General features: G+C 57.3%; 24 protein-coding genes. 14 read left to right on the top strand and 10 right to left on the bottom strand.

The window, feature by feature from the left end:
* Positions 1-188 precede the first annotated feature (188 nt).
* Complete coding sequence (locus ABVF61_RS16965; RefSeq protein WP_353994716.1) at positions 189-779, top strand: DUF6101 family protein; 591 nt, start codon at positions 189-191, stop codon at positions 777-779.
* Positions 780-829: 50 nt separating this feature from the next.
* Here ABVF61_RS16965 and ubiA read toward each other — a convergent pair whose 3' ends face one another.
* A complete protein-coding gene (ubiA, locus tag ABVF61_RS16960) occupies positions 830-1,777 on the bottom strand; it encodes a 4-hydroxybenzoate octaprenyltransferase (protein WP_353994715.1) in 948 nt (315 codons plus the stop codon).
* Between the two features lie 156 nt (positions 1,778-1,933).
* Between ubiA and ABVF61_RS16955 the strand changes: the two genes are divergently transcribed.
* The 7 genes from ABVF61_RS16955 to ABVF61_RS16925 all read left to right on the top strand — a co-directional run bounded on the left by ABVF61_RS16955 (position 1,934) and on the right by ABVF61_RS16925 (position 11,277).
* The gene (locus ABVF61_RS16955; protein ID WP_353994714.1) at positions 1,934-2,818 is read left to right on the top strand and encodes a PEBP family protein; all 885 of its coding nucleotides are present in this window, start codon (positions 1,934-1,936) and stop codon (positions 2,816-2,818) included.
* Between the two features lie 178 nt (positions 2,819-2,996).
* The gene (purD, locus tag ABVF61_RS16950) at positions 2,997-4,280 is read left to right on the top strand and encodes a phosphoribosylamine--glycine ligase (RefSeq protein ID WP_353994713.1); all 1,284 of its coding nucleotides are present in this window, start codon (positions 2,997-2,999) and stop codon (positions 4,278-4,280) included.
* Between the two features lie 117 nt (positions 4,281-4,397).
* Entirely contained in the window at positions 4,398-5,303 is a 906-nt protein-coding gene (locus tag ABVF61_RS16945; protein WP_353994712.1) for an alpha/beta fold hydrolase, read from the top strand.
* A gap of 269 nt (positions 5,304-5,572) precedes the next feature.
* Complete coding sequence (locus tag ABVF61_RS16940; protein ID WP_353994711.1) at positions 5,573-8,758, top strand: sensor domain-containing protein; 3,186 nt, start codon at positions 5,573-5,575, stop codon at positions 8,756-8,758.
* A gap of 125 nt (positions 8,759-8,883) precedes the next feature.
* Positions 8,884-9,750, top strand: a complete 867-nt coding sequence (locus ABVF61_RS16935; protein WP_353994710.1) for a patatin-like phospholipase family protein — start codon at positions 8,884-8,886, stop codon at positions 9,748-9,750.
* Positions 9,751-9,860: 110 nt separating this feature from the next.
* Complete coding sequence (locus ABVF61_RS16930; protein ID WP_353994709.1) at positions 9,861-10,199, top strand: hypothetical protein; 339 nt, start codon at positions 9,861-9,863, stop codon at positions 10,197-10,199.
* 217 nt (positions 10,200-10,416) lie between these two features.
* Positions 10,417-11,277 (top strand): MBL fold metallo-hydrolase, encoded by an 861-nt coding sequence (locus ABVF61_RS16925; protein WP_353994708.1) that lies wholly within the window; start codon positions 10,417-10,419, stop codon positions 11,275-11,277.
* A gap of 16 nt (positions 11,278-11,293) precedes the next feature.
* Here the strand turns inward: ABVF61_RS16925 and rsmD are convergent, their stop codons facing one another.
* Positions 11,294-11,854 carry a 16S rRNA (guanine(966)-N(2))-methyltransferase RsmD gene (rsmD, locus tag ABVF61_RS16920; protein ID WP_353994707.1) on the bottom strand — a complete coding sequence of 187 codons (561 nt, stop codon included), beginning with the start codon at positions 11,852-11,854 and terminating at the stop codon, positions 11,294-11,296.
* Positions 11,851-13,185 (bottom strand): pseudouridine synthase, encoded by a 1,335-nt coding sequence (locus ABVF61_RS16915; RefSeq protein WP_353994706.1) that lies wholly within the window; start codon positions 13,183-13,185, stop codon positions 11,851-11,853. The genes rsmD and ABVF61_RS16915 overlap by 4 nt, the downstream gene beginning before the upstream one ends.
* A 216-nt stretch (positions 13,186-13,401) precedes the next feature.
* On the opposite strand from ABVF61_RS16915, the gene ABVF61_RS16910 reads away from it, so the two are divergent.
* Both ABVF61_RS16910 and ABVF61_RS16905 read left to right on the top strand, forming a co-directional pair.
* Positions 13,402-13,830: a nucleoside deaminase gene (locus tag ABVF61_RS16910; RefSeq protein WP_353994705.1), complete on the top strand. Its 429-nt coding sequence runs from the start codon at positions 13,402-13,404 to the stop codon at positions 13,828-13,830.
* 141 nt (positions 13,831-13,971) lie between these two features.
* Positions 13,972-15,156: a porin gene (locus tag ABVF61_RS16905; protein WP_353994704.1), complete on the top strand. Its 1,185-nt coding sequence runs from the start codon at positions 13,972-13,974 to the stop codon at positions 15,154-15,156.
* Positions 15,157-15,217: 61 nt separating this feature from the next.
* Here ABVF61_RS16905 and ABVF61_RS16900 read toward each other — a convergent pair whose 3' ends face one another.
* Positions 15,218-16,090 (bottom strand): alpha/beta hydrolase, encoded by an 873-nt coding sequence (locus tag ABVF61_RS16900; RefSeq protein WP_353994703.1) that lies wholly within the window; start codon positions 16,088-16,090, stop codon positions 15,218-15,220.
* A 63-nt stretch (positions 16,091-16,153) separates the two neighbouring features.
* Entirely contained in the window at positions 16,154-18,061 is a 1,908-nt protein-coding gene (gene mutL, locus ABVF61_RS16895; protein WP_353994702.1) for a DNA mismatch repair endonuclease MutL, read from the bottom strand.
* Positions 18,062-18,174: 113 nt separating this feature from the next.
* On the opposite strand from mutL, the gene ABVF61_RS16890 reads away from it, so the two are divergent.
* A complete protein-coding gene (locus ABVF61_RS16890; protein WP_353994701.1) occupies positions 18,175-19,050 on the top strand; it encodes a TIGR01459 family HAD-type hydrolase in 876 nt (291 codons plus the stop codon).
* A 52-nt stretch (positions 19,051-19,102) separates the two neighbouring features.
* Here the strand turns inward: ABVF61_RS16890 and ABVF61_RS16885 are convergent, their stop codons facing one another.
* Both ABVF61_RS16885 and ABVF61_RS16880 read right to left on the bottom strand, forming a co-directional pair.
* The gene (locus ABVF61_RS16885; RefSeq protein ID WP_353994700.1) at positions 19,103-19,777 is read right to left on the bottom strand and encodes a chemotaxis protein; all 675 of its coding nucleotides are present in this window, start codon (positions 19,775-19,777) and stop codon (positions 19,103-19,105) included.
* 174 nt (positions 19,778-19,951) lie between these two features.
* Positions 19,952-20,335, bottom strand: coding sequence for a response regulator (locus tag ABVF61_RS16880; RefSeq protein ID WP_029063701.1), 384 nt, complete (start codon positions 20,333-20,335; stop codon positions 19,952-19,954).
* Positions 20,336-20,585: 250 nt separating this feature from the next.
* On the opposite strand from ABVF61_RS16880, the gene ABVF61_RS16875 reads away from it, so the two are divergent.
* Positions 20,586-21,032 carry a MaoC family dehydratase gene (locus ABVF61_RS16875; protein ID WP_353994699.1) on the top strand — a complete coding sequence of 149 codons (447 nt, stop codon included), beginning with the start codon at positions 20,586-20,588 and terminating at the stop codon, positions 21,030-21,032.
* A gap of 50 nt (positions 21,033-21,082) precedes the next feature.
* On the opposite strand, the gene ABVF61_RS16870 is transcribed toward ABVF61_RS16875, so the two are convergent.
* Positions 21,083-21,205 carry a hypothetical protein gene (locus ABVF61_RS16870; protein ID WP_353994698.1) on the bottom strand — a complete coding sequence of 41 codons (123 nt, stop codon included), beginning with the start codon at positions 21,203-21,205 and terminating at the stop codon, positions 21,083-21,085.
* On the opposite strand from ABVF61_RS16870, the gene ABVF61_RS16865 reads away from it, so the two are divergent.
* A complete protein-coding gene (locus ABVF61_RS16865; RefSeq protein ID WP_353994697.1) occupies positions 21,204-22,202 on the top strand; it encodes a bifunctional riboflavin kinase/FAD synthetase in 999 nt (332 codons plus the stop codon). The two genes, ABVF61_RS16870 and ABVF61_RS16865, sit on opposite strands and share 2 nt — an antisense overlap.
* Entirely contained in the window at positions 22,199-23,143 is a 945-nt protein-coding gene (locus ABVF61_RS16860) for a DMT family transporter (RefSeq protein ID WP_353994696.1), read from the top strand. Before ABVF61_RS16865 ends, ABVF61_RS16860 begins: the two co-directional genes overlap by 4 nt.
* On the opposite strand, the gene ABVF61_RS16855 is transcribed toward ABVF61_RS16860, so the two are convergent.
* Both ABVF61_RS16855 and ABVF61_RS16850 read right to left on the bottom strand, forming a co-directional pair.
* Positions 23,116-24,372, bottom strand: a complete 1,257-nt coding sequence (locus ABVF61_RS16855) for a glycosyltransferase family 87 protein (protein ID WP_353994695.1) — start codon at positions 24,370-24,372, stop codon at positions 23,116-23,118. The genes ABVF61_RS16860 and ABVF61_RS16855 overlap by 28 nt on opposite strands.
* Positions 24,369-25,565 (bottom strand): glycosyltransferase family 87 protein, encoded by a 1,197-nt coding sequence (locus tag ABVF61_RS16850; RefSeq protein ID WP_353994694.1) that lies wholly within the window; start codon positions 25,563-25,565, stop codon positions 24,369-24,371. The genes ABVF61_RS16855 and ABVF61_RS16850 overlap by 4 nt, the downstream gene beginning before the upstream one ends.
* Between the last annotated feature and the right edge of the window lie 165 nt (positions 25,566-25,730).

Below are 25,730 nucleotides of genomic sequence, written 5' to 3'. Positions count from 1 at the left end.
AAACAGCTTCCGATTTCCGCCGCGCCTCATTTTAACCACAGGCATAAACAGTCCGTTTGCGACGTGCTTACACTCCGGTAACCCTCTTTGAAATCAGAGTTTTTTAACTCTGTCTCTTAAGTGGTTCACGACCTTTGTGCGCTAGCTTTGGGTGCATCAAGAGACCAAAAGGTCCGACGGAGAGTCATTTGAGACGTCAAACAGAAATACAGGTGCCAAAGGCAGCCGGGCATAATGCAGACACAATACTGCACCCCGGCTGTCTACCGGTCCGATTTGAACAAAGACTCGAATCCCGGCCGGGAACGCCATCGCTTCCCGCGGAAATCTTTCTTGATCAGAACAGGGTCATCATCAATCGCCGTGTTGCCGGCGTGCCGGTCCGGGTGGTGGTGCCGTCATGTGCATTTGACGGTGTCATGGTTCGGATCGTTCCAGGATCGACACCTGGCAATATCTCGGCAGCACTGATCCTGAAACACCCGGACAGCGCGCTATCGATTACGCTTGCGGAGACCGAGACCTCAGACGAACTCGCCGTTTTGTGGAGCCGGTGGGCAGAGACTTTCAAACTTCCCATGCTCGTCTGTGACCTCGGTGGCGAAGTCAAGCCGATCGAGGCGTTCAGCGCCACACCGGCTGCCGGGCCTGCCCCACGCCGCAAGTTGCGCCTTCTGACGGGTCGCCGTCCGCGTTTCCTCAACAAGAGGGCACCGGGCCGAACTCACCGTTCGCCCGAAAATTTCGCGCATGAACGCGAAATCATTGCGCGTACCTGAAGCTTCGATTACGTGAATCATCCGGAGATGGCCGCGTTGAAGCCGCAGTCTCAAAGACCGGCGCCGATAAGAGCGTCGGCAACGAACCCTGCGAACAGGATCCAGCCGTAAGTGCCGTTGGAGCGGAAGAGCTTCAGGCACTGGTCGCCGTCGTCGATATCCAGAACAACTATTTGCCATCCCAGGTGAACCACCCCGGCCAGAATTCCGGCAAAAGCTGCAGGCCCCGCGTCGGCAAGAACCGCCGCCGAAGCGAAAAACAACGTGGCAAGCCCGTACAGAGCCATCAGGGCCGGTTTCGTCCTGGTGCCGAACAGCCGCGCTGTCGATTTCACCCCAACAAGCGCATCATCCTCTTTGTCCTGATGGGCGTAAATCGTGTCGTATCCTATGGTCCAGCAGATTCCGCCAATATACAGGAGTACCGGCGCAAGTGACAGAGATCCGAATTCTGCCGCCCAGCCCATGAATGCACCCCAGGAGAACGCGAACCCCAGGAACATTTGCGGCCAGTTCGTAATGCGTTTCATGAACGGATAAATCGCCACCGGCACGAGTGAAACGATCCCCAAAACGATCGAGAAAGTGTTGAACTGGAGGAGCACCAACAGCCCGATCAGCGCCTGCACCACCAGAAAAACCTTGGCCTGCGTCCGGCTGACCTGCCCGGCCGGAATGGGTCTTGACCGGGTTCGTTCAACCTGGGCGTCAATGTTCACATCGACAATGTCGTTGTAGGTGCATCCGGCACCGCGCATCGCAACAGCACCGGCGAAAAACAGGAAAAGATGCCAAATGTTCGGAAAGCTGTTTCCGGCAGCAATGGCAGCGAGTGCTGCAGACCACCAGCAAGGCCACAGGAGCAGCCACCAGCCAATCGGCCGCTCCCACCTTGCAAGCCTCGCATAGGGACGCAAGGCAGCAGGCAATTTCGTGTCGACCCAATGCCGCTTGACCGCATCAGCGACCGGTCCGGTGTCCTTGGTGGAAAAAAACATTGTGCACCCTCTTCGAATTCGGACCTTCTACAGATATTGGCGATGGATTACACCCGGCAAGTGGCCATAGTGTCGTCGTCGTGGGTTATAGGTTCAGGGGCAGTGCACGACTTCCTTTGCCGCTTTTGAGCGCAATCTATCAGGACGGAGTACATCGTGGTTTTTCCACCCAGACATTTGGGTTTTGCCTTGCTCGCAACCGCTCTGGTTCTCGCGGGCGCACCGACCGTTTCCATTGCACAGGATCCTCCTCCGCCGCCACCGCGTCCAGGCGACGCTTCGCCGCCCCCCCGACCCGGCGACGGGAACCCGCCACCTCCGCGTCCCGGTTCCGGACCACAACCACCGCGCTCTGCGGACGGCACCCGGCCGCCAAGGCCGGAAGATGGCCCTCCGCCGCCCCGGCCCGGAGGCCGGGATCTCAACGAGACCACGCTGGCCACGACAGGCGCGAAAAAGATCCGTGGGGAAGTCTGGGCCGATAACTGGTTCAAGCTCTACATCAATGGCAGGGAGTTGACTGAAGACAGTGTGCCGATCACGACAGAACGGTCCTTCAATGCAGAGCGGTTTGAGTTCAAGGCGGATCTGCCAATGACTATCGCGTTCGAGTTCCGCGATTTCATGGAAAACGCAACCGGCCTGGAATACATCGGCTCCAGGCGTCAACAAATGGGCGACGGCGGTGCAATCTTTCAGTTCCGGGACCTTGAAAGCGGAGCTCTCTTGGCTGCAAGCAGTGCGGACTGGCGCTGTCAGGTCGTCCAGTCCGCACCCGCGGACAGGTCCTGCGAACGCGAAGATAATCCTGACATTTCTCTTCCCAATTGTTCAGAACCAGTCACTTCGGTGCCAGGCGATTGGATGCAGCCCGGGTTTTATGACAGTTCGTGGCCTGCAGCTGTTGTCCACAGCGAGTCGGACGTCAGACCAAAGGACGGTTACGACCGGATCGAGTGGGACCCATCCGCCAGGCTCATCTGGGGCGCTGATCTTGAAAAAGACAACGTTCTTTACTGCCGCGCGATCGTAGGGAACTGAAATCAAAGCAGTTTCCTCGATATCCCTGGATCAGGTGAGGTCGTTGGTCCTGACTGATGGCAGCGAGACCCAACGCGCATCTGATTGCAGCAACCGGGGGGGCGTGATAGACCCCGCGTGAAGGCGCTGGCCCGCTCAGGGCCAGCTTGAACGAGCGTATCAAAGAGACCTGCGACTTATGAATATCCTGCTTATAGGCTCCGGCGGGCGTGAACACGCTCTTGCGTGGGCTCTGGCAAAATCTTCCAAACTCACGAAGCTGTTTGTAGCGCCCGGTAATGCGGGCATTGCCGAGGTGGCTAAGCTCGTGGCACTGGATGTTGACGATCATGACGCTGTGATCGCGTTTTGCCGCACCGAGCAGATCGATCTTGTCGTGGTGGGTCCGGAAGCGCCGCTGGTCGCCGGGCTGGTTGACGATCTGGAGCGAGCTGGTGTCAAGGCATTTGGACCGAGCAAAGCTGCCGCGCAACTGGAAGGCTCCAAAGCGTTTACAAAGGGCGTTTGCGACGAAGCCAATATCCCGACAGCCGGATACGGGCGTTTCTCAAATCCGGACGACGCCCTCGCCTACATTAAAGCCAAAGGCGCTCCCATTGTGGTCAAGGCTGATGGCCTTGCCGCCGGGAAAGGCGTCGTTGTCGCCATGACCCGGCCAGAGGCAGAAGACGCAGTCACGGCCTGTTTCGACGGTTCATTCGGCGATGCGGGCGCAGAAGTCGTGATTGAGGAGTTTCTTGAAGGCGAAGAGGCAAGCTTCTTTGTGCTTTCTGACGGCATCAACGCCCTGCCGCTTGCGACAGCACAGGACCACAAGCGGGTGCATGACGGCGACACTGGTCCCAACACAGGTGGCATGGGGGCCTATTCTCCGGCACCGGTGATGACGCCGGACCTGATTTCACGGGTGATGGACGAAATCATTCAACCAACCATCAAGACACTCGCGGACCGCGGAACACCATTCAAAGGCGTCCTTTATGCCGGCCTTATGATCACGTCCGCAGGCCCGAAACTCATTGAATACAATACCCGTTTCGGCGATCCGGAGTGCCAGGTGCTGGTAATGCGCCTGAAAAGCGATCTGTTGGATCTCCTTGTGGCCAGCGTTGACGGAACCTTGTCCGACCAGCAGGCTGAGTGGCATACGGACAGCGCCCTGACAGTGGTCATGGCCTCCAACGGTTATCCGGCCTCCTACAAAAAAGGCACTGAAATCCGCGGTTTGGACAACGCCGCTTCTGACATGGTCGAAGTCTTTCATGCGGGCACGAAACGCGAAGGAAACCGGTTGCTGGCGGTTGGTGGCCGGGTGCTGAACGTAACCGCTTTGGGAAACACCGTAGGAGCGGCCAAGACCCGCGCCTATGAAGCCATCGAGCAGATAGACTGGCCGGAAGGTTTTTGCCGGAGCGATATCGGCTGGCGCGCTATCGAGCGGGAAACAGAGCCTGAGGCGTAAGAAATCCAAGCCGACCGGGCGGCCTGACCGGATCGTTTCGGCCGGGAGGCATTGGCGCTTTGCCCTCCGCTTGCAGCAAAGCTAGGGTGTGTTCCGGATTTTGTGCGGGAGAATGGTTTGAAGTCAGATTTACCGGATCTTTTCCCCGGATTCGAAACGCGGGTCGTACAGGCAAACCAGACGGGCCTTTTCTGCCGGATCGGTGGGTCCGGCCCACCGCTGCTGCTCCTGCACGGCTACCCTCAGTCCCACGTGATCTGGCACGAAATAGCGCCCGAGCTTGCCGAGCATTTCACGCTTGTCATGCCTGATCTGCCTGGATACGGCATGTCATCCGTGCCCGCCGTTTCCGCCACTCACGAAGCCTATTCGAAACGCGTCATGGCATCCGGCATGCGTGAATTGATGCGCACACTTGGTTATGAGCATTTCTTTGTGGCTGGTCATGACCGAGGCGGACGGGTTGCTTACAGGCTCGCGCTTGACCACCCTGAAAGTGTGCCGAGACTGGCCGTGCTCGATATCCTTCCCACATCAGACTATTGGGATCGTCTCGACCGCGCCTTCGGGCTCAAGGTTTATCACTGGATGTTCCTCGCGCAGCCCTTTCCGTTTCCGGAGAAGATGATTGCAGCTGCGCCAGTCCGCTATCTTGAGCATACATTGGCGAGCTGGACCGCCAACAAGAACCTCGACTGTTTCACCCAGGGTGCGCTCGATCACACCAGGCGCTGGTTCTGCGAACCGGATCGGATCTCGGCCTGCTGCGAAGACTACAGAGCCGGCGCAACAATCGACTATGAGCATGACCGCGCGGATCAGGATAACGGCAACACGATCCGCAGCGAATTGCTCGCACTTTGGGGTAACAAAGGCATCGCAATGAGTGTCGATGACCCCTTGGCGGTCTGGCGTACCTGGTGCCCTCATGTGCAAGGGCGCTCCCTTCCCTGCGGCCACTTTCTCCCTGAAGAAGCTCCCAAGGAAACGGCAGCAGCACTGCGTGTCTTTTTCAGCGACTGATACGTTTTTATTTAAATAAAACGCAAAAGTCTTGTTCCAGATTCGCAAATATACACGTCAATTACCCTCAAAAATTGTATTTCTTCTCTCAAAAGGCGAATTTTCGCTTAATGCCTCTTAAGAAATTCATTCAATGCAATTTAACTATTTTATTTTATTAATAAAAATGGCAGAGACAGCTTGCATCAGCTTGCGGAGAAGACACATCCAGCAGCCGTATGTTGGCATCCTGACCAACGAGTTCGCAGCTTCGGCTGCCGGGGGTGTGTGTGCAGGAAATTGGCGATCGAGAAGCGGCGAAAGGCGGCCCGCGGGGACATCACCCGCGCGGCCACGAACGCGTCACGCTTCTTGACCGCATCGTTGAACGCCTCTGCCCGGACGACCTGAACTTCGAACGTCCGCTCCGGATTATCTTTCTGTCATTCCTGGCGGTGACTGTCTTCGTTCTCACGATGCAGAATATCGTTGCAGAGTACCGCAACCTGCGCGAACCGCAGGACGCAATTGTCGCAACCGCGGAACGCATATTGATGCAGCAAAGGGCGCTCGGTTCACATGCCCTTGATGAAATCGTCAGCGCGACAAAAGAAGACACCGACTTCAAACAGGCCATCCAAAACAGGGACGCAGGCAAAATTCAGCAGTTTGCCAAAGACGTCGTGACAGAAACATTTGACGATCTGAATATACTGGCACTGGAAATATTCGATGCCGATGGAACGAACCTGACACGAGCGCCCGGTACTGCTCTTCAGATTGCATCCGGACATTCAACCGGCGCTGAAATGGGTTCCATGCCGAGCGGCCAAATCGATGGGATTGTGCTCGGCCCAAACAATCGCTTTGCGGTTACAGTGGTCAAACCCTGGCTTTCCAACAATCAGTTGCAGGGTTACTTGAAGCTTGTCATCGGAATTGAGAACTCGCTCGCGCTTGCAAGCACGGCGTTGGATGCGCAAATCGTCAAGATCTGCGAGGAGGCCAGACCCGGACAGGGTCGGTCCACGTCCACAAAATTCAAGGTGCTGGGTAACCTGTCACCCAAGGGCATGAAGCTTGATGTCTTTGCAAAAAGCGGCCAGGACCTGACGCGTATCCACCCGTTCTATATGCAGGACAGCAAGATTTTCATGGTCCGCGATCTGCCGATCGCGGTTGCACAAAGCGAACACGAATTCAAGCTGCTGCTGGTGAAGGACATCACCGGCAATGTCTGGGCATTCTTTAACGGCGTCATCATTTCCGTTCTGATCGGTGCCGGCCTGTCGTTGATCGCGTGGGCGGTCATTCACCGGCTGCTGTCGCGGCTGCAGAATTCAGTTCAGATAACGCGCGAACGATTGGAAGCTGAAGTCCGCAACTATACGGACAAGCTTGAGAACAATGCGTCAAAACTCCTGGAGGCTCAACGTATCGCGACCGTCGGGAGCTGGGAACGCAACGTCGCCACGAACGAGATCAGCGCCACGGAAGAGTACTTCCGGATCATGAATATACCGGCGGGATTGCCGTCCGACGAGATCATTGAAAGGGTCTATTCTCAAATTCCCGAACACGAAGCGCAAGCTGCGAAACTGATGGTTCAAAATGCCATCGAAACGTGCGGCGAATTTGACTTCGAACACTCGCTGGTGACCGGAACCGAACCACCCCGTGCCCTTCATATCCGAGGCTACGTGCTCCCTGGCCCTGACGGCAAAGGTGCCCGCGTTGTCGGCACCGTCCATGACATTACCGAGCGCATTCAGGCAGAACAGAAGAACAACCTGCTGGCCGACATTCTGGAATCGTCTCTGAACGAGATTTACATCGTCGAGGCGGAATCATTCCGCATTGAACATGCCAACAAATGTGCGCTCAGCAATCTAGGTTACCAGATCGGTGAACTGAAATCCCTTCGCCTTTGGGACGTCAATCCGCTTTACACCAAGGAAGCGATCCAGCATCAGGTCAGGCCTCTGCTGAACGGAGAGCTTGAGGGTATTGCGTCAGAAAGCATCCACAAGCGCCGGGACGGGTCAGAGTATCCCGTCGATCTGCGCGTGCAGTTGTTCAAGGACAAGGATCAGTCACTCTTCGTCATTATTGCAAACGACGTGACAGAACGGGTCTTGCGCGAAACCGAAACCCGCGAAGCACGGGTGCGTGCAGAGCGTCTCGCCTATTTCGACCAGTTGACGAAACTGTCCAACCGTGCGGGCTGTCAGCGCGATGCGAAACAACGCTTTGCGCAAGACGACAAGCCGGCGTTTCTCGTGCATGTCGATATGGACAACTTCAAACGGGTGAACGACACGCTCGGTCACCTTGCGGGAGACTATTGCCTGGAAGAAACGGGACGCAGGTTGCGGGAAGTCTCGCGTGGTCTGGCAACAGCGTACCGCTGGGGCGGGGACGAATTCGTCGTCATCGCTGAAGCCAGCACCTCGGACCCTAACGAACTTTGCGAGCGCGCAAGGCGTCTCATGCGCCTGCCTATGGATTTCAACGGGCACAGGTTCTGGCCTACCGTCAGCATGGGAATTGCGCTGTGTCCCGACGACGCAACGAATTTCGAAGATCTTCTGTTCAACGCCGACCTTGCGCTTTACCAGTCGAAAGAAAACGGCAAGGACCGTTTCACGTTCTTCAGGCAAAGCATGAAGACGGAGAGTGAAACTGAAGCGAGGATCGAACGGGAACTCCAGAAGGCCGTGAAGGAAAACCAGTTCTTCATGGTCTATCAGCCACAGGTCAATCTGCGATCGCAAAGCATTACCGGCATTGAAGCGCTGATACGCTGGGACCACCCCGAACGGGGGATCCTGTCTCCTGGTGAATTCCTTCCGATCGTTGAGCGGACAAGTCTCGCGCCGCTCATGGGTGAAATCATCATCGATCGCGCACTTGCGGCAGCAAGATACTGGCTCGACACCGGCCTTGATTTCGGACGCATCTCTGTCAACGTATCGCCGTCGCACCTGGCTTCCGGTCTGCTCGTGGACCATTTCAAGGCCGGGATGAAGAAGTACAAGATCGAACCCAATCGGATCACCGCGGAGGTCCTTGAATCCGTTTTCCTTAGCGACAATCCGTCCGGTCATCTCGCCGCTCTTCGGGAATTGTTCGAACTCGGCGTTCATATCGAGCTCGACGATTTCGGCACCGGCTATGCGTCGCTCACGCATGTCGCCGACCTGCCGATCAACGGGCTCAAGATCGACAAATCGTTCACGAACCAGATGATCGACGACCCGAGAAAGGAAGCTGTGGTCAATCAGCTGGTTCATTTGGCGCGATCGCTCAACATTGCTGTCGTGTGCGAAGGCGTGGAAACGGAAGCGCAATACCACCGGCTGAGAATGATGGGTGACTTCTCGATCCAGGGATACCTGATCGCGGAACCGATGCCACTTGATCAAATGACCGAATGGATGACCGAAGCGTCCGACGACCTCTACTTTGTAATTTGAGTTTTCAGGGCTCCTGCCGTTCTGCCATTCCTCTGACAAAACCGGTTCGGATTTGGCAGCGTCTTGGCAAGCCGGGGGAAGACACCCATGTTCGGGACAGTCTGCCTTGAAAGGAATGCGGAAGAATGACCGCACTGTCTACTCTGCGAACTCACCCTCGTATCGGTCTTGCTCTTGGCGGCGGCGGAGCGCGTGGTCTCGCGCATGTTCCGGTTCTTGAAGCCTTCGACGACCTGAACATCAAACCCGCGCTGATCGCCGGAACTTCGATTGGCGCGATACTGGGCGCTGCTTACGCAAGTGGTCACAGCGGTGAGAAAATCCGGCAAATAGCCCTCGACACTTTTGCAGACCGCAACAATGTGCTTGCGAAGGTCTGGCAGCTTAGACCCAGACGGTTTTCTGAAGTGTTCCGGCCGGGTCTCGTCCAGTTCGACCCACTGCGTGTCCTGGAGGTCTTCGTTTCGGAACATCTGCCTGAGACCTTCGAAGAGCTGGACATTCCGCTTCGCCTGCTCGCGACCGACTTCTACGGCTGCGAAGAAGTCGACTTCGAACGAGGCCCTCTCCTTCCTGCCATGGCGGCCTCGATCGCAATTCCTGCCATATTTCGGCCTGTCAGACATCAAGGGCGGTTTCTCATCGATGGCGGGGTTGTCAATCCACTGCCCTTCGACGGCATGAGCGACACGTGTGACATAGTCGTTGCCGTGGACGTTGTCGGCGCACCGGTCCCTCACCCCGAAAAGCCGGATATCAACATGCTCGATTCGCTGTTCGGCTCCGCACAGATCCTCATGCAGACAATCACGGCACAAAAACTGAAACTGGAACAGCCCGATATCCTGGTTCGTCCGCCGCATGACAAGACGGGTGTTCTGGATTTCATGAAGGCAGAACGCATTTTGGACAATGCAGAATCACTTCGGGAGACGACGAGAGAGAAATTGGCTGACTTGCTGGAGGAAGTACCGAGAGTTACTTCAATATGACATAAGTATATTTTACCATTATGCCGTCTTTTATTGTAAATATCGGGCAAATTAATCCTTATTTAAGGTGATACCAAGATAGTATTCTTAAAAATGATATAGGTGGACACATGCACAGATCGGGATCTACAGATCTGGAAAATTGCCCGGTTCCAGAAGATCTACTCAAGAACATGCTTGATGCGACGCTCAACGTCGTGTCGGATATCGGGTCTCAATTGCCCGACCATCAAAGGGCTGCCCTCGCGGTCTATTGTTATCGCAGATCACACTTGCGCCAGTTGGGGCTCTCCCTGGCTGCCCTGTGCAGCAGAACAGCTCTGGTGATGGAAGCCGGTCATGCCGGTGAACTCATCCACGTTCAAGCACAGGCGCACAATGTCAACGAATTCGACGCAGGCATCCGTCCGAGAGGTGGAAAAGCTCCGGTCAGCCTCCACGTCGTCTGACAGTTCATCCGGGGCGGGTTCCTTCCTCCCTCCTGCCCCCACCTGTGGCAACCGCCTCCGCACATCATGACGCGCGGGCCGGTTGCCTTTTCTTTGCGCTTTTCCCTGCAAAATGCCTGCGAAGCCATCATCGCGTTCGTGCCGTGCTTAAACAGTCTTGCCACAGCCGCCGGGACCGCTACTCTTAAAAAGATCGCGATCAACTGGGACGAAGCACATGGCTACAGTCGGCGTTTCCGTATTCGATTTGCCTCTTGGCCGGGCTCTTAAACTGCATCAGATAGCAGCGTTCCTCCTGGCGCTGGCGCTCTTATTGGTGGCGCAACCGGCATTGGCCATCTGTCAGCTCATCGCACAAGCGCCCGTCAGCTCTCCGCAAGCTGGTGAAATGCGGGTTTGGCAAGCTGCCCTTGCTGCCGGAGAAGTACAAATCCGCTATATTGGCCACTCTACGTTTGAACTAGAAACACCCGGCGGTGTTCGCATTGCCACCGATTACAATGATGTCCATCGCCCGTTCCTTCCTCCGACGGTCGCGACGATGAATGGTGCGCATTCGACGCACTATTCCCTGTCACCGGACCCGAACATTGAACACTTGCTTTACGGCTGGAATCCTGAAGGCGGTCCGATGGACCACGACCTGACCGTCGAAGACGTCCGGATCAGGAACATCCAGACAAACATCCGCGGTTGGGACGGAGAGACACGGCGCCTCGGCAACTCAATCTTCATCTTCGAAATCGCCGACCTGTGCATCGCGCATCTCGGGCACCTGCATCACAGGCTTACAAAGGATGATTACCTGCGCCTTGGCCAGATCGACGTTGTTTTTGCAGCGATCGACAATTCGTCGACTTTACGGCTCGATAGCCTGATGGATGTCCTGGAAGGCATTGGTCCATCAATGATCATACCGATGCATTTCCACTTTGCCGGGGCTCTGCCTGCGTTCACCGAGCGTTCACTGGAAGCCGGATATCAGATCGTCAGAGCAGAGGTTCCCAAGCTTGTGGTGAGCCGATCGACGCTGCCAACGAAGCCAACGGTTTACATCATGATGCCCGGCGGCGCATGAGTTCAAAGACCATCGATCAGTCTGCGTGAAATTTAAGAAAAACAACCTGACTGTCACCGCTTCGACGCGTGTCCAGATGTGAAAACCCGTCGGGTAAGTCTATTTCAGCGGTCGCAGTTTCCTCAAGAACGCAAACCGCGCCGCTCTTCAGCCATCCGCCACCGGCAGCTGAGGCCAATGCCGCTTCGCCGAACCTCTTGCCGTATGGGGGATCTGCAAAGACAATGTCGAACGGATCAATCGTTCCGGCGCTGCCAAGCCGCCTCGCGTCGCGACGGAAAATTTTCGCAGCACCGTTCAATCCGAGCGTTTCCATGTTGCGCCGTATGATTCCGCGCGCTTCGCTTGCTTCTTCAATGAATGTGCAATGCTTGGCGCCGCGGCTCATGGCTTCGAAACCGAGCGCTCCCGTCCCGGCATAAAGGTCCAGCACGCGCGCATCGTCGAGATCCGCGTCAAGGCCATGCGCCAGTATATTGAAAATCGTCTCGCGCAACCGGTCGCTGGTCGGCCGTGTCGCCGACGAGCGCGGTGTCGCAAGCGCGGTCCCCTTAAAGCGTCCCGCGACAATTCTCACGAACGCCCGCCTCCGCGCGGCCGGCCGCCGCCCTTGGGTGGCTCGCGACGTTCACGCGTGGATCGGTCCGATCTTTTTTGCTGCTGTTTGTCTTCCAGAAGTCCGTCTTCGCTCCAGATGCGCCTTTGGGGTGCAGGACGCTCCTCGCCGAAATCCTTGCGTGGTCCAGGATCCCGGGTCATGCGAAACCGGGAGCGCGGTGACACTTTTTCCTGCCTTGGACCGGCATTGCCACGCTTGGACTGTTTCTGGCCGGGCCCGCCGGTTTTTCTAGCCTTGCGCTTGTCCGTCTCCGATTTGCCTTCCCGGGCAGTCAGCCACTTACCCTGGCCCTGATCACGCTTCCCGGACCCGTGCCCGGTGGCGCTTCCCGAAACGCGTTTCTTGTCAGATGGCTTCCTTGCGGTTTCCTGCTTGGGTTGATGCAGGATCGGCGCGTCAAAATCTGCGCCAGCCTCGCTTGCAAGCGCGTCTCCCAGTTGATCCCGCAGGACCCTGCCCCTGATTTCGCGCACGTCACCATCCGGCAGGTCCATCAATTGAAATGGCCCATAAGAAACTCTGATCAGCCTGTTCACCGCGAGACCGAGATGTTCAAGGACCCTTTTGACTTCGCGGTTTTTGCCTTCACGCAGACTGACGGTCATCCAGACATTGTTGCCTTGTTCCTTGTCGAGTACCGCTTCGATCGCGCCGTAAAGGACACCTTCAATGGCAACACCATCCTTCAATCCGTCCAGATCGGCCTGAGTGACCTTTCCGAAAGCACGCACGCGATACCGGCGCAACCACCCGGTAGACGGCAGTTCAAGCACACGTGCCAGGCCGCCGTCGTTCGTCAGGAGCAACAAACCTTCCGTGTTGATATCCAGCCGCCCGACAGTCAGGACACGCGGCAGATCCTTCGGCAAACGGTCAAAGACGGTCGGCCTGCCTTCAGGATCTTTGTTAGTGGTCACCAAGCCCTTCGGCTTGTGATAGAGCCAGAGCCGGGTGCGTTCTCGCGTTGGCAGTTCCTGTCCGTCTACCAGTACCTTGTCGTTGCCTGTGACTGTCACCGCCGGTGTTGTCAGAACCTTGCCGTTGAGCTGGACACGCCCTGCCTCGATCCAGGTTTCTGCCTCGCGCCGGGAACACAAACCGGCACGCGCCATGACCTTTGCGATACGCTCGCCACGCTCACCCTGGGTTTCGCTCTCATGGCGCTGAGAATTTGCGCCCATTTTTTTGGGCGCGGCAGGCCGTGTTTGCTTTTTGGCCTGCGCGCCTTTCGTCCACCCTTGACCCTTTGGCCGCTCCGGGTGCCGCTGATTTGGTTTTCTTGTCGTCATGGAGGCGTCATAGCAGAGCTTGAGCGTTTCGGAAATCGCCTGATGGCTGCCAAAAACGCAAGGGAGCCCTTTTCCTGACGCATGGCGCACACGGACACGCGGTCGAAACGGGTTTTGACAAAACCGGCCAATTACCGCACTGAGGCACAAACAACGGTTTCCTTGAAGTTGGACCTTATGACCGCATCGCCTTCCAAATCGGGCCAGATATCCTTCATGAGCATTGCACTTGAGGAAGCAGAGGCGGCTGCGGAGCGCGGCGAAGTGCCGGTCGGTGCAGTCATTGTCAAAGACGGTGAAATCCTAGCCCGCAATGGCAATAGGACCCTGGAGTTGAACGATCCGACGGCGCATGCGGAGGTCCTCGTCATCCGGGAGGCCTGCAAGCTTCTGAAATCGCAACGCCTGACCGGCTGTGATCTCTATGTGACGCTCGAACCGTGCCCGATGTGTGCCGGCGCGCTTTCATTTGCCCGTATCAGACGTCTTTACTACGGCGCCGGCGACGCAAAGGGAGGCGCAGTTGACCATGGAACGCGGTTTTTTTGCCAGCCGACCTGCCACCATTCGCCGGAGGTCTATTCGGGAATTGGCGAAACGCGCGCGGCCACACTTTTGAAGGACTTCTTTGCCTCCAAAAGGTAGAGACAATTCTGCGTTGCATTGAAGCAACAAGTCTATTTTTTCGTCCGCTGTTTCGCTTTCGGCGTGTTTTTCTGTTAGCGAACTGTCACGCCCTTCGCTCATAATTAGGTAACCCCCAACTGATTTGCGACGGAGAGAAAGATGGCACGTTTCGTTGCTCTTGGACTGCTTGCAGGCATTGCAAGCGCTGCCAGTTCGGCCCAGGCAGCAGATTTTCCCGTTGCGCCGGAGCCAGTAGACTACGTGCGGATCTGCGATGCTTACGGTTCGCGCTTCTACTATATCCCCGGCACGGAAACCTGCCTGCGCGTTCGGGGCCGGGTCAGAACCGAACTCAGGGTCCGCAATTTCGGTGAGGCGGAAAACGCCTGGGGTGATCGAGATGCTGACGGATATCAGTGGCGCTCACGCGGTTACCTTTACTTGGACGCCCGCACGCAGACCGAGTTCGGCACACTACGCGGCTTTCTCGAAATCTACATGCAGCAGACCAACGACAGGGCCGGCTTTTCGGTCGACAACGCCTACATCCAGTGGGGCGGCCTGACTGCGGGCCTGACCAATTCGAATTTTGACTTCTTCACGGGCTACGCCTTCGACGCCCAGATGGAGAGCTATTCCGATCAGTCTCTCAATCAGATCGCGTATACCCACGCTTTCGGCAACGGCTTCAACGCGACGATTGCCATTGAGGACCAGTCTGACCGCGAAGCCGGTATCGGATTGAACGGCAGCATTCTGGGTTATGGCGGCACGCGGATGCCCGATATCATCGGTGTAATCGGCGTCAACCAGGGCTGGGGTGAAGCCCAGATCATGGGGGCCTTGCACCAGGTCTATCCGGAGGCAGCCTTCAACGGCGCGACCGGGAGTTCCGAAGATGAACTTGGATGGGCCGTTGGCGCCGGTGTCGAAGTCGAGTTCGGAGGATTTGCGAACGGCGGCAGCATTGCGCTTCAGGGCGTTTATACCGACGGCGCCAGCGCTTACGGGTCAACGGGCTGGAACAGCCAGATCACGGATGCTGTGTGGGACGGCAACAGCACCGAGACCACCCGGACCTGGAACGTTTTCGGCGGCGTGCGCCTAGGCCTGACGAACACTCTGGAGCTGAACGTCGAAGGTGGTTATCACAACGTCGATGCTGCTACGAGTGCTTACGATTTCACCCAGTGGAGCGTAACCAGTAACCTGGTCTGGGAACCCGTAGCGGGCTTTATTCTGGGACCGGAACTGCAATACCGTGATCTGGATTTCAGCAATGCGTCCGGGCTCGAAGACACCTATCAGCTGTTCGGAACCTTCCGCATGCAGCGTTCGTTCTAAGAACGATCTTATCCCCAGACGCGCCTTATCCGGCGGGTCTGGGAAGCGCGAAAATACATCTCTAAGACTGCAGCGCTTGCCACTTGTCCTGAACGGTTTCCCAGAGACCGCGCTTCCACAAGTCGCTGTGGCCGGCACCATCAATAACCAAAAGCTCCTTCGGATCGGACGCGTCGTCGAACAACCGCTTGCCATGTTCGACGGGTATCACCGCATCTTCGGTCCCGTGCAGTATGAGGACCGGCGCCGCAACGTTTCCGATCCTCTCGCGGGTTTTCATAGGGTCCTTCATCAGGAGGTTCACCGGGAGCCAGGGGTAGCTTTCCGAGGCCATGTCAACCAGTGCCGTATAGGGTGCTTCGAGCACCACAAGCCCTGCATCGGGTCGCTCCGCACCAACGGCTGCGGCAAGACCGGTCCCAAGGCTCTCACCGTGAACGATTATCGGCGTACCGCCCGCAGCTACGCGGTCGTAATGTTCCAGCGCGTCTGAAACGAGTGCTGCTTCGGATGGACTTCCCTCGCTGCCTGCATAACCTCGGTGGGTCGGAGCATACAGGCCATAACCACTGTCGACGATCTGCTTGAAACGGGGTGAGCGGTTCGAGAGATTGCTGGAGTTGCCATGGAAATAGATGACTGTCGGGGCTCCTGGTTCGGTAGGCTCTGCAGTCCAGGCGGTTATTTTCGTGCCATCCGCCATTTCAATGATTTCGACGGAAACCGTATCAAGTCCCTTGTCGGCTGGTGTTTCCAGCTCGCCGCTTGGCACAAACACGAAACTGCGCTGGTTGAGATACATGTAACCGGCGGCCATCGTGTAAGCGATCGCAAAAATGACGATCAACTTGCCCAAAAATCTTAAAAGCTTGCTTCCTGCGCCGGATGAATCTTCCTGTACGCTTGCGCTACCGCCGGTCTCGGTCTCGGCCATGGCTTGCTCCTGTTCTTTCTTTTTCGCATACGCCAATCAGACCGCGACCGATCAGGCTTCGGCTTATTTCCTGCCGAAGAGCCTTTCGATATCCGTCAGCTTGAGTTCAACCCAAGTCGGCCGTCCATGGTTACATTGCCCAGATTTGGGTGTTGCTTCCATGTCCCGCAAGAGTGCGTCCATTTCTTCCGGACGCATGCGCCTGCCGGCGCGCACGGACCCGTGGCAGGCCATGGTCGCGGCCACATGATCGAGTTTTTCCTTCACACCGTCCGCCGTTTCCCACTCAGCGAGCTCGTCCGCGAGATTGCGCACCATCCCCTGGATATCCATCTCACCGAGCAATGCCGGTGTCTCGCGAACGGCGATCGCTCCCGGTCCGAAGGCTTCCAGCACGAGGCCGACTTCGGCAAGCGCGTCCGCCTTTTCGTTCAGGCGGATCGCATCTTCTTCAGGCAATTCAACGATCTCCGGGATCAACAGGATCTGACGGGCGACGTTCTTTTGCGCAAGCGCTTCCTTCAGCCTCTCATAGACAAGCCGTTCATGCGCCGCATGCTGGTCAACGATGACAACGCCATCTCCCGTCTGGGAAATAATATAAGTTTCATGCACTTGCGCGCGCGCAGCACCGAGAGGCAAGTCGGTCTTTTCAGTTTCGGCCGGGATCTGATGCGCTCTTGAATCTGCGGACGGAACAGCGATGCCGGTAAATCCGTTCTGTGGCTGATAGGGACTTTGCCCTGTTTCGGAAAAACCGGCGAGGGTCGCCTCGCTGCCTTCCAACGGCCTGAATGCTTCCGTTTCCCATCTGGCTTCCGGCCCTTGCCTTGCAAAGGTCGAAGCCGTCGATCGAGCGTTGCCCGCAGACGAATGGTTGCCGGAGCCGAATGAAGATGGGCTGTGCGTCTGTTGACCGGCCCCGTGCGCGCGTAGCGCATCGAGGGCGACTGCCGCATTAGAGGTCGAAGACCGGTGTCCAGCCTGAACCAGTGCGTGTTTGATCGCACCGACCAGCAGGCCCCGCACCAGCTGGGAATCGCGGAAGCGCACATCCGCCTTTGCGGGGTGAACGTTGACGTCCACCTGCGCCGGATCGAGTTCGATAAACAGAACCACGACCGAATGCCGGTCCCGTGCCAGAACATCGGCGTAGGCGCCTCGTAGTCCGGAGAGCAGCAGCTTGTCCTTGACCGGCCGGCCATTGACAAAGAAAAACTGATGCTGGGCGTTGCCGCGATGATGGGTCGGCAGACCGGCAAACCCCGTCAGCCGGACACCTTCGCGTTCCGCGTCGATTTCCATGGCGTTTTCAACGAACTCCTGACCGAGGATCTGTGCAATACGCGCCAGCTGTGGCTCGTCCCCAAGTGCAGCGGGCCAGGACTGTGGCTGACGGTCAGGGCCGGACAGTGAAAATCCGATTTCGGGGTAAGCCAATGCAATCCGCTTGACGATTTCGGTGATCGCCGCAGCTTCCGCGCGGTCCGATTTCAGGAACTTCAAACGGGCGGGCGTTGCAAAGAAAAGGTCGCGCACTTCGACCTGTGTCCCCTTCGCCCGCGCTGCCGGGGCCAATTGGCTCTGCCTGCCGCCTTCGACCGCGATTGCCCAGGCGTGGTCTTCATCTGCATGCCGGCTCTGGATCCCCAGCCGCGCGACAGAGCCAATGGACGGCAGGGCCTCACCGCGAAAGCCGAGTGTGCGAATATCGAAAAGGTCATCGTCGGAAATCTTGGACGTGCAATGACGCCGGATCGCAAGCTGCAGATCTTCTTTCCGCATTCCATGGCCATCGTCGGCGACGCGCATCAGCGTCTTGCCGCCGGCCGCCGTCACGATATCGATCTGGCTCGCGCCGGCGTCGACGGCATTTTCAACCAGTTCCTTGATGACGCTGGCGGGCCGTTCGATGACCTCGCCCGCCGCGATCTGGTTGATCACCCGCTCGCCTAGTTGCCTGACCTGCATGAAACTCCCTTTACTCGGTTTCGCACCGCGCCCTGTTCCTATATGGTCCGCGCCGAGTTTGTCTCGATTCTTTCCCAAGTTTACCAGATCAAGTCCAATCCAAGTGAGATGACATGACCGTTTCTGCACCACTTCTGATCGACGGGCTGCGCGCCGTAGCTCCCTTCTACAAAGGGATCCTGTGCGATGTCTGGGGGGTATTGCACAACGGGGTAGCAGCCTTCGACGGGGCGCACAAGGCGCTGCGCACATACCGTGAGGAGGCCGGTGGCAAGGTCGTCCTGATCACGAATGCGCCGCGCCCGGCCAAACAGGTCGGCGAAATGCTTGAGCGGCTGAGTGTTCCTGAGGAAGCCTATGACGAAATCGTCACTTCAGGGGATGTAACGCGCAGTATTCTCGAGGCTCAGGGAAGCAAAACCCTTTTGCATCTCGGGCCCAACCGGGATCAGCCGCTCTACTGGAACCTGGAAGCAACCTTCACCACCAATGACGAGGAAGCGGAGGCAATCAGCTGTACCGGCCTTGTCGATGATGAAAAGGAAACGCCTGACGACTACCGGGACCGGCTCCAGAAGCTCGCCGACAGGAACCTGCTGATGATCTGCGCCAATCCGGATATCGTCGTTGAACGCGGTGACCGGCTGGTCTGGTGCGCGGGTGCCCTCGCCCGCCTTTACGAGGACCTCGGCGGCGAGGTGGCGATCTTGGGCAAACCGCATGCACCGATCTACCATGCGGCCATGAAACGGCTGGAAGTTCTCACCGGCGCTCCAATTGCCAAGGAAGAAGTACTGGCGATCGGCGACGGTCTGCCAACGGACATTCGGGGAGCGGTTTCGCAGGATATTGATGTCCTCTTCATAACCGCCGGCATCCATGCATCGGATTTCGGTCCAAGCGATGCGCCGCAGGAACATCTGATCCGCAAACGCCTGATCGAGGAGGGTCTGCGCGCCCGTGCTGCGCTGCCGAGGCTCTGGTGGTAGGTATGAAAAAGGCCGCCCGGGGCGGCCTTGATCTCGGAATTATTATCCCTGTTCAGTCGAACAGCTTGTCAATATCGGCCTGAGCATCCATCAGCATTGAATCGATATCGTCCTGAGACACGCCCTCGCCATCATGTTGCGGGCCGTGCAGGATCAGTTCGCGTTTGCGGCGATCCTCGTCGCTTTCTTCCAGCTCCGCCTCAAGGTCCTCGGGAATACGCAGATGTTCGATGAACGATGAAACGCGTTCGTCGATGTAGTTCAGCGTGGTTACGACTTTCGAAATCCGCTGGCCGGTGATGTCCTGGAAGGTGCAGGCTTCGAAGATGCTGATCATTTTGTTGCTGACCAGCTCCTGATAGGCTTCCGGATCGCTCGTGTCAGCCCCCATGATGTCTTCGGCGGCTTCCATGATCGTGTTGGTGGCGTCTTCCGTCGCCTCGACAATTGCATCAAGCTCACGCCCGGCATCCGGTATCTTGCTGCCGGTCATGTCATTCGCACGTAGCTGGGAGATTTCATCCTTCATGCGCGAAATTTCTTTGCCGATCGCTCGAAGCTCGTCAGTTACCGTCGGCTGAACAGTCGACAGGAAATCGTGCATGGAACCGGACATGACCTCTGCAAGATGCATAACATCTGTCAGAGAGACGTCACCGTCACGGGTCTTGTTTTGTTCCAGGAAATCAATGACGCGTGCGACATTTTCCTGCTTTATATTTGCCATTAGGTTTGGCCCCCGCCTGTATGCCCCTCCGAATGCACGTCCCGTTTGCCGGGCGATCGCGCATTCTGCTTCCGGTATGACTCAGGGATCTGCCCACCCGGCAGGCCCCAGAACCGGAAATTCCGTGTGCGCCGGTGGAAGAGCCCGTTTGCAGGGCTCCACAGGCGCCGGAAATTATTCGGAGAAGACTGCCTCGATCTTGCCTTTCAACGTCTGTGCGTTGAACGGCTTCACGATGTAGTTGTTCACGCCGGCTTTTTTGGCGGCAATGACGTTTTCCGTCTTGGATTCCGCGGTCACCATGATGAACGGGGTTTTGCTGAGACCGGAATCGGAACGAACCTGTTTGAGAAGTTCGTATCCGGTCATCGGCTCCATGTTCCAGTCGGAAATGACCAGGCCATAACGGCGCTGCTTCATTTTCTCCAGGGCTTCGGTGCCGTCCGCGGCATCGTCGATGTCCTCGAAACCAAGTTGCTTCAACAGGTTCCGAATGATGCGAATCATCGTTTTGTAGTCATCGACCACGAGGACCGGCATCTGAAGATCAAGGGCCATTGTCTACTCCATACTGTCAATAAGCGCGGCCCCTGGCCGTGGGCCGGTGGAAACGCGATTTGACTCTGAAGGAGAGCGACACATTATTGTGTCCTCACCTCCCCACACTCGACACACTCTACGCGCCTCCCCTGAAAAGACCGTTAATAACGCGCGCTTTTTTCTTCGCCGAAAGCATAATTGCCAGAAAACCGCAGCGCGCCTAGCGTCCTCGGCCACGGGTAAAAAGAAATACTGGGCGGATTTTACAATGCTTGAGCTACGAACTCTTTATTTTGAAGACTTGGAAACCGGCATGCGAGAAGAGCTGGTCAAACATGTCAGTTCTTCCGATGTAGTCGGCTTTGCCGAAGTTTCCGGCGATCGTAATCCTATCCACCTTTCAGAGCATTTCGCGGCCCGAACCCCGTTCAAGACCCGGATCGCGCACGGACTCTATACAGCCAGCCTGATTTCGGCGGTCCTTGGAACACGCCTTCCAGGCCCGGGAGCGATCTATCTGTCCCAGACACTCAACTTCAAAGCGCCCGTGAAAATCGGTGATGATGTCAAGGTGACCGTAACCGTCGAAGAACTGATGGAGCGCGGCAAACGTGCAAGGCTGTCCTGCATCTGCAGTGTTGGTGACACCGTCGTGCTCGAGGGGGAAGCACTCGTTAAGGTTCCCGGCAAAGACGAAGACAGGTCCCTCGTCTGACATCAAACAGACAGACAGCCGCGTTCATCGAAGGGACCGGCCTTGACGTTTTACCACACAGACGGCAGGTTCCTCGCCAGCGTCAGCTTGCGGGCACCTTGCGTGCGCTTGCGCTGACTGCCACTTCCCAAGAAGCCGATCCGGCCGACACACAGCGCGAAGGTTTGCTGCATGAGCCCGTCTCAATCCTCCAGTTTCTTGCATGTCGAGGACCTGGACGCATTTCCGGAGGATCTCAAAGGCGGCATCGTTGCCATCGGGAATTTCGATGGTGTGCACCGGGGGCACAGAGCCGTTCTTGACGCGGCGCTCGGTCTCGGCCGCGGAACACACCATCCGGTTTTCGCGATGAGTTTCGAGCCGCATCCAAGGACGGTTTTCAATCCTTCAAGGCCGGTCTACCGGCTCACGCCGCCACCTCTCAAAGTCGAGATGCTGAAGGTGTGCGGACTTGACGGTGCGCTTATCCTGCCGTTCACGAAAGACTTTGCCGGCATCGAAGCCAACGCTTTCGTCCAGAATATCCTGATCGATACGCTCGGCATCTCTCACGCCGTAACAGGTTACGACTTTCATTTCGGCAAGGCCCGGCAGGGTACACCCGACTATCTGCGCACGGCTGGCGCCGAGCATGGATTCGGTGTCACGATCGTGCAACGCGAAGAGGACGAGGGAGCGGAAGTCATTTCTTCCACGCGCATCCGGGACAGCCTAGCGGAAGGCGACATTGCCCAGGCCAACGCATTGCTCGGATACCGGTGGTTTTTCGAGGCACGCGTGGAACACGGTGACAAGCGTGGCCGCGACCTCGGCTATCCGACGGCCAATCTCCATATGAGCAGTGATTGTCCGCTGCTACAGGGGATCTATGCTGTCAAAATAAAGACCGAGAATGGATGGTTTGACGGTGTTGCGAGTTACGGCCGCCGCCCAACCTTCGACAGCGGCGCCGTGGTGTTTGAGGTCTTTCTATTCGATTTTACCGGCGATCTTTACGGTCAGTCCCTCAGGGTTCATCTCGTCTCGCACTTGCGCGGCGAGGAAAAATTCGAGTCCGCCGAAGCCTTGATCGCGCAAATGGATCGTGACAGCGAAGAAGCGCGTGCAGCGCTTGGTTCGATGCAGCCGCTTTCTGAAATTGACATGAAACTGCTGGACCTGGCGTTGTGACAAGTTCATCGGCGGGAGCCTCCGTCGACCCAAACCCGATGTTCGCGATTTTTCTCATGACATCAGCCATGCTGATCGTGCCGATCATGGATATCATCGCGAAATATCTGTCATCAGCCCTTCCCGCGCTTGAGGTGACCTTTGGGCGGTTTTTCTTTCAGTTTCTGATCTGCCTGCTGATTGCGCTTGCCGCCGGCCGCATCACAAGGCTCAGATCGCGTCAGCCAGTTGTCAATTTCGTGCGTGGTGTTCTGCTCGCCCTGGCCTCCCTGAGCTTCTTCACTGCGGTGAAATACATGTCGGTTGCCACCGCGATTTCGATCTTCTTCATCGAACCGATGGTCCTGACGATCCTGGCAGCCCTGATCCTGAAGGAGAAAGTCGGCATCCGGCGGATAGGTGCAATCCTCGTCGGACTGCTTGGGGCAATTGTCATCTTGCGTCCGAATCTTGCAGAGATCGGACTGGTCAGCCTTCTGCCCGTTCTGACCGCTTTTCTGTTTTCGTTCTACCTCCTGATCAACAAGTTGTATCCCGTTGAAGACGACCTGCTCACCATCCAGTTCGGAGCCGGCCTTTCCGGCGCCCTTCTGTTAGGCGCCGCACTTATTGCCGGGACACTCGCGGATATCGAGGATTTTCGGTTTGTCGTGCCATCGTGGCCCCAAATCGGGCTGCTGGCGCTCATCGGCCTGATATCTTTCGCAGCCCACGGGCTCGTCGTTGCAGCGTTTCAAAGGGGCAGTGCCAGCACGCTTGCGCCCCTCCAATATGTCGAGATCGTGAGCGCAACCCTGTTCGGTTATCTTGTCTTTTCGGATTTCCCCGATGGTCCGACCTGGATCGGGATCGCACTGATCATCGCAAGCGGGCTCTATATTGCCCATCGCGAGCGAATGCGAAAAACAGAAACTCAGGCAGACACTGTAGCTGAGATGTGATTCCTCTCGCGGGTTTCATCCCGTCCGGCTTTGCCCGACAACATGCGCCGCATGCCAAGATAGAGAATAATCAAAGGCAATAGCGGAGCAACCGGCAGACCCAGCAGGATCGCCAGCGGCGGGGTGGACGCGGATAGACCGATCACCACCGCAAGCAAGATCTTCTCATAAGGCGGAAAACCGTCCTTGAGACCTTCACGGATCAGGAAAGCGCAGGGGATGACCAGCAGCGTCAGGTCATAGGACAAGGCAAATGGCGTCACCAGCAGTGTGCCACCGACCAGGACGGCAGATCGAACAGCCATGTCGCCGGATATGCGCCAGACCTTCCAGACACACACCAGCGCACCGAGCCCGATAATCACCTGGACCGCCATTGATGCCGCGTGGCCAAGTCCGAGCTGGCGCAAGCTGCCATAGACCGAGATCATCTTGCCCCATTCAACGCCGCCGATTTCCATCATCGCGGAGGCAACGGGCGCTTGTGCCCAGAAGATCTGCCACACACCAAATCCGAGAACAGCGACGCTGAGGAACGCGAAGGCAAGTGTCATTGCGGACGCGCTGACAAATGTGCGCCAGTTCAGGCTTGCAATCAGGGCGACCGGCACAAGGATCCCGAGCTGCGGCTTGATCGTCAAAATACCGAGCGCGATGCCCGCAAGCCACAATCTCTGCCGCTCGATACCAACCAGGAAGAACCCGTAAAGAGCAGCCGTGAGCGCCGCATTCTGACCGTGGAAAGCATTGTTCGCACAGGCAGGAATGATGATGAGACACGCAGCGAGCAACCAGTTTCCAGTAATCAGTCTGCAGGACAGGCAGAGCAATGCCGTTGTCGAAAGAACAAATGCTGCGAAGGCGGCCTTGTAGGGAAGCGCGGCAAACGCCGAAAGCAGCAATTGGAATGTAGGCGGATAGAAAAAACCGAAGACGGTTTCAGATCCGGATATCTCTGCCTGAAGCGAAGAAAACGCGACCGGGTTATAAACAATCTCGGGTGCGCCCAGAAGCACTTGCCGGCCTGCCAGCCAGAAACTGAAATAGTCCATCAGCACGGTACCGTTGGGAGCACCGAACGCGTTCGGCACCAACAAAAGCCACACAAGGCCGAGACTGAGGCCAATCGCTGAACACAGGCACGCAAAACCGATCCGATCCCAAGTCAGCCAGGCGCCGTCGCGGATACCCTTTTCCCAAAACACCGCGGTAAGTTTTCGATTGGTCATGCAACTGCCCGTTCGTGTCCGGTTGGAACCTGCTGGACGAGGCGCACGCTGACAAAGAGAACGATTGCCGGAGCCAGAAGGCCGAGCGGCATGCCGGACACCGCGCCGATGTAGCGTGAGGAGGCCGATACCAGCACCGCGATCGCAATCAGCGTCCACATGTAGGAAAAGCCCTGTTTGCCTCCTGTGCCCTGCACCAGAAACGCAATGCCGATCGCCAGGGAGGCCAGGTCATATGGCAGGACATAGGGTGTGGCGAAGAAACCGGCAGACACCAGAACGGCCGCCTTCAGAGCGAAGGCAGCGTAGGTGCGCCACACTTTCCAGATCAGCCAGATTGCCGCTACGGCCGCAACTGCCTGCACCGCATAAGCAAGTGGCGCGGAGAGCCCGAGCAAACGCGCCGATGCATAGACAGACGCCATCTTATGGAAACCCGCCATGCCCTGATCGGTTGCCTGGCCGGTGAACGCGGCCTGTTGCAGGAACGCCATCCATGTTTCCGATCCGAGTACGAGCCAACTGACGGCCGCAAAAACGATCGCGGTGACAGAGGCGGAGAAGAACGTCCTGTAATAACCGGCCGCCAGCAAAGCGACCGGGATCAATACGCCCATTTGCGGTTTGATCGTCAGCAACCCGATAAACACTCCGGCGAGAAGCTCGCGGCGTTCGGAGAGGGCGACCAGGGCAGCGCCCAGAAGTGCAGCACAGAGCAGCGCATTCTGCCCATGAAACAGGGAATTGAATGTTGCGGGCATTGCTGCAACGAGCAACGCACCGTGCCAACTGCGCAGGATCCGGGCGCCGACAGCCCCCGCGAAAGCAAGACTGACGGCCTGCGATGCCATATAGGCCGGAATGGCAGCCATCGCACCAAGGGGCGCCAGAACCAGCAGGAATGTCGGCGGATAGAAAAACGGATAGAAAGCGCCAGGTTCCAGATACGGCCTTTGCAAGGCAAGAAACGCCTCATTGTCGTAGGCCACGTAAGGCGTGCCGCGAGCGACTTCCGATCCCGCAAGCCAAAAACACAGGAAATCGTTGATCGGAACACCCTCGGGCGTCACGGCCGGTCCGGTCGGGGCGAAGAAAAAGACCAACACGGCCAGGTAGGCCGCCATCGCCATCAGCCCGGCAGGTATAAGGCGATCCGTCGTCGCCCAGCGCCCTTCTGAAAAATAGGCGGCCATTCAATCCTCACGATCAACACTCCCTCTTCATTAGCTGCTAGCCGTTAAAGAAAGCCTGCATTTTGACAAGGACCGGCCTCGAATTGCCGCAGACCTCTTTATTCGCCCGGCAAGTGCTGCTATGTCCCATGCGATGCACGACAAGAACCCCATATTCATCGGCCT

The organism is Roseibium sp. HPY-6, assembly GCF_040530035.1.
Classification (GTDB): Bacteria; Pseudomonadota; Alphaproteobacteria; order Rhizobiales; family Stappiaceae; genus Roseibium.
The sequence above is the reverse complement of the archived record's forward strand: the minus strand, read 5'-3'. Positions and strand labels throughout refer to the sequence as shown.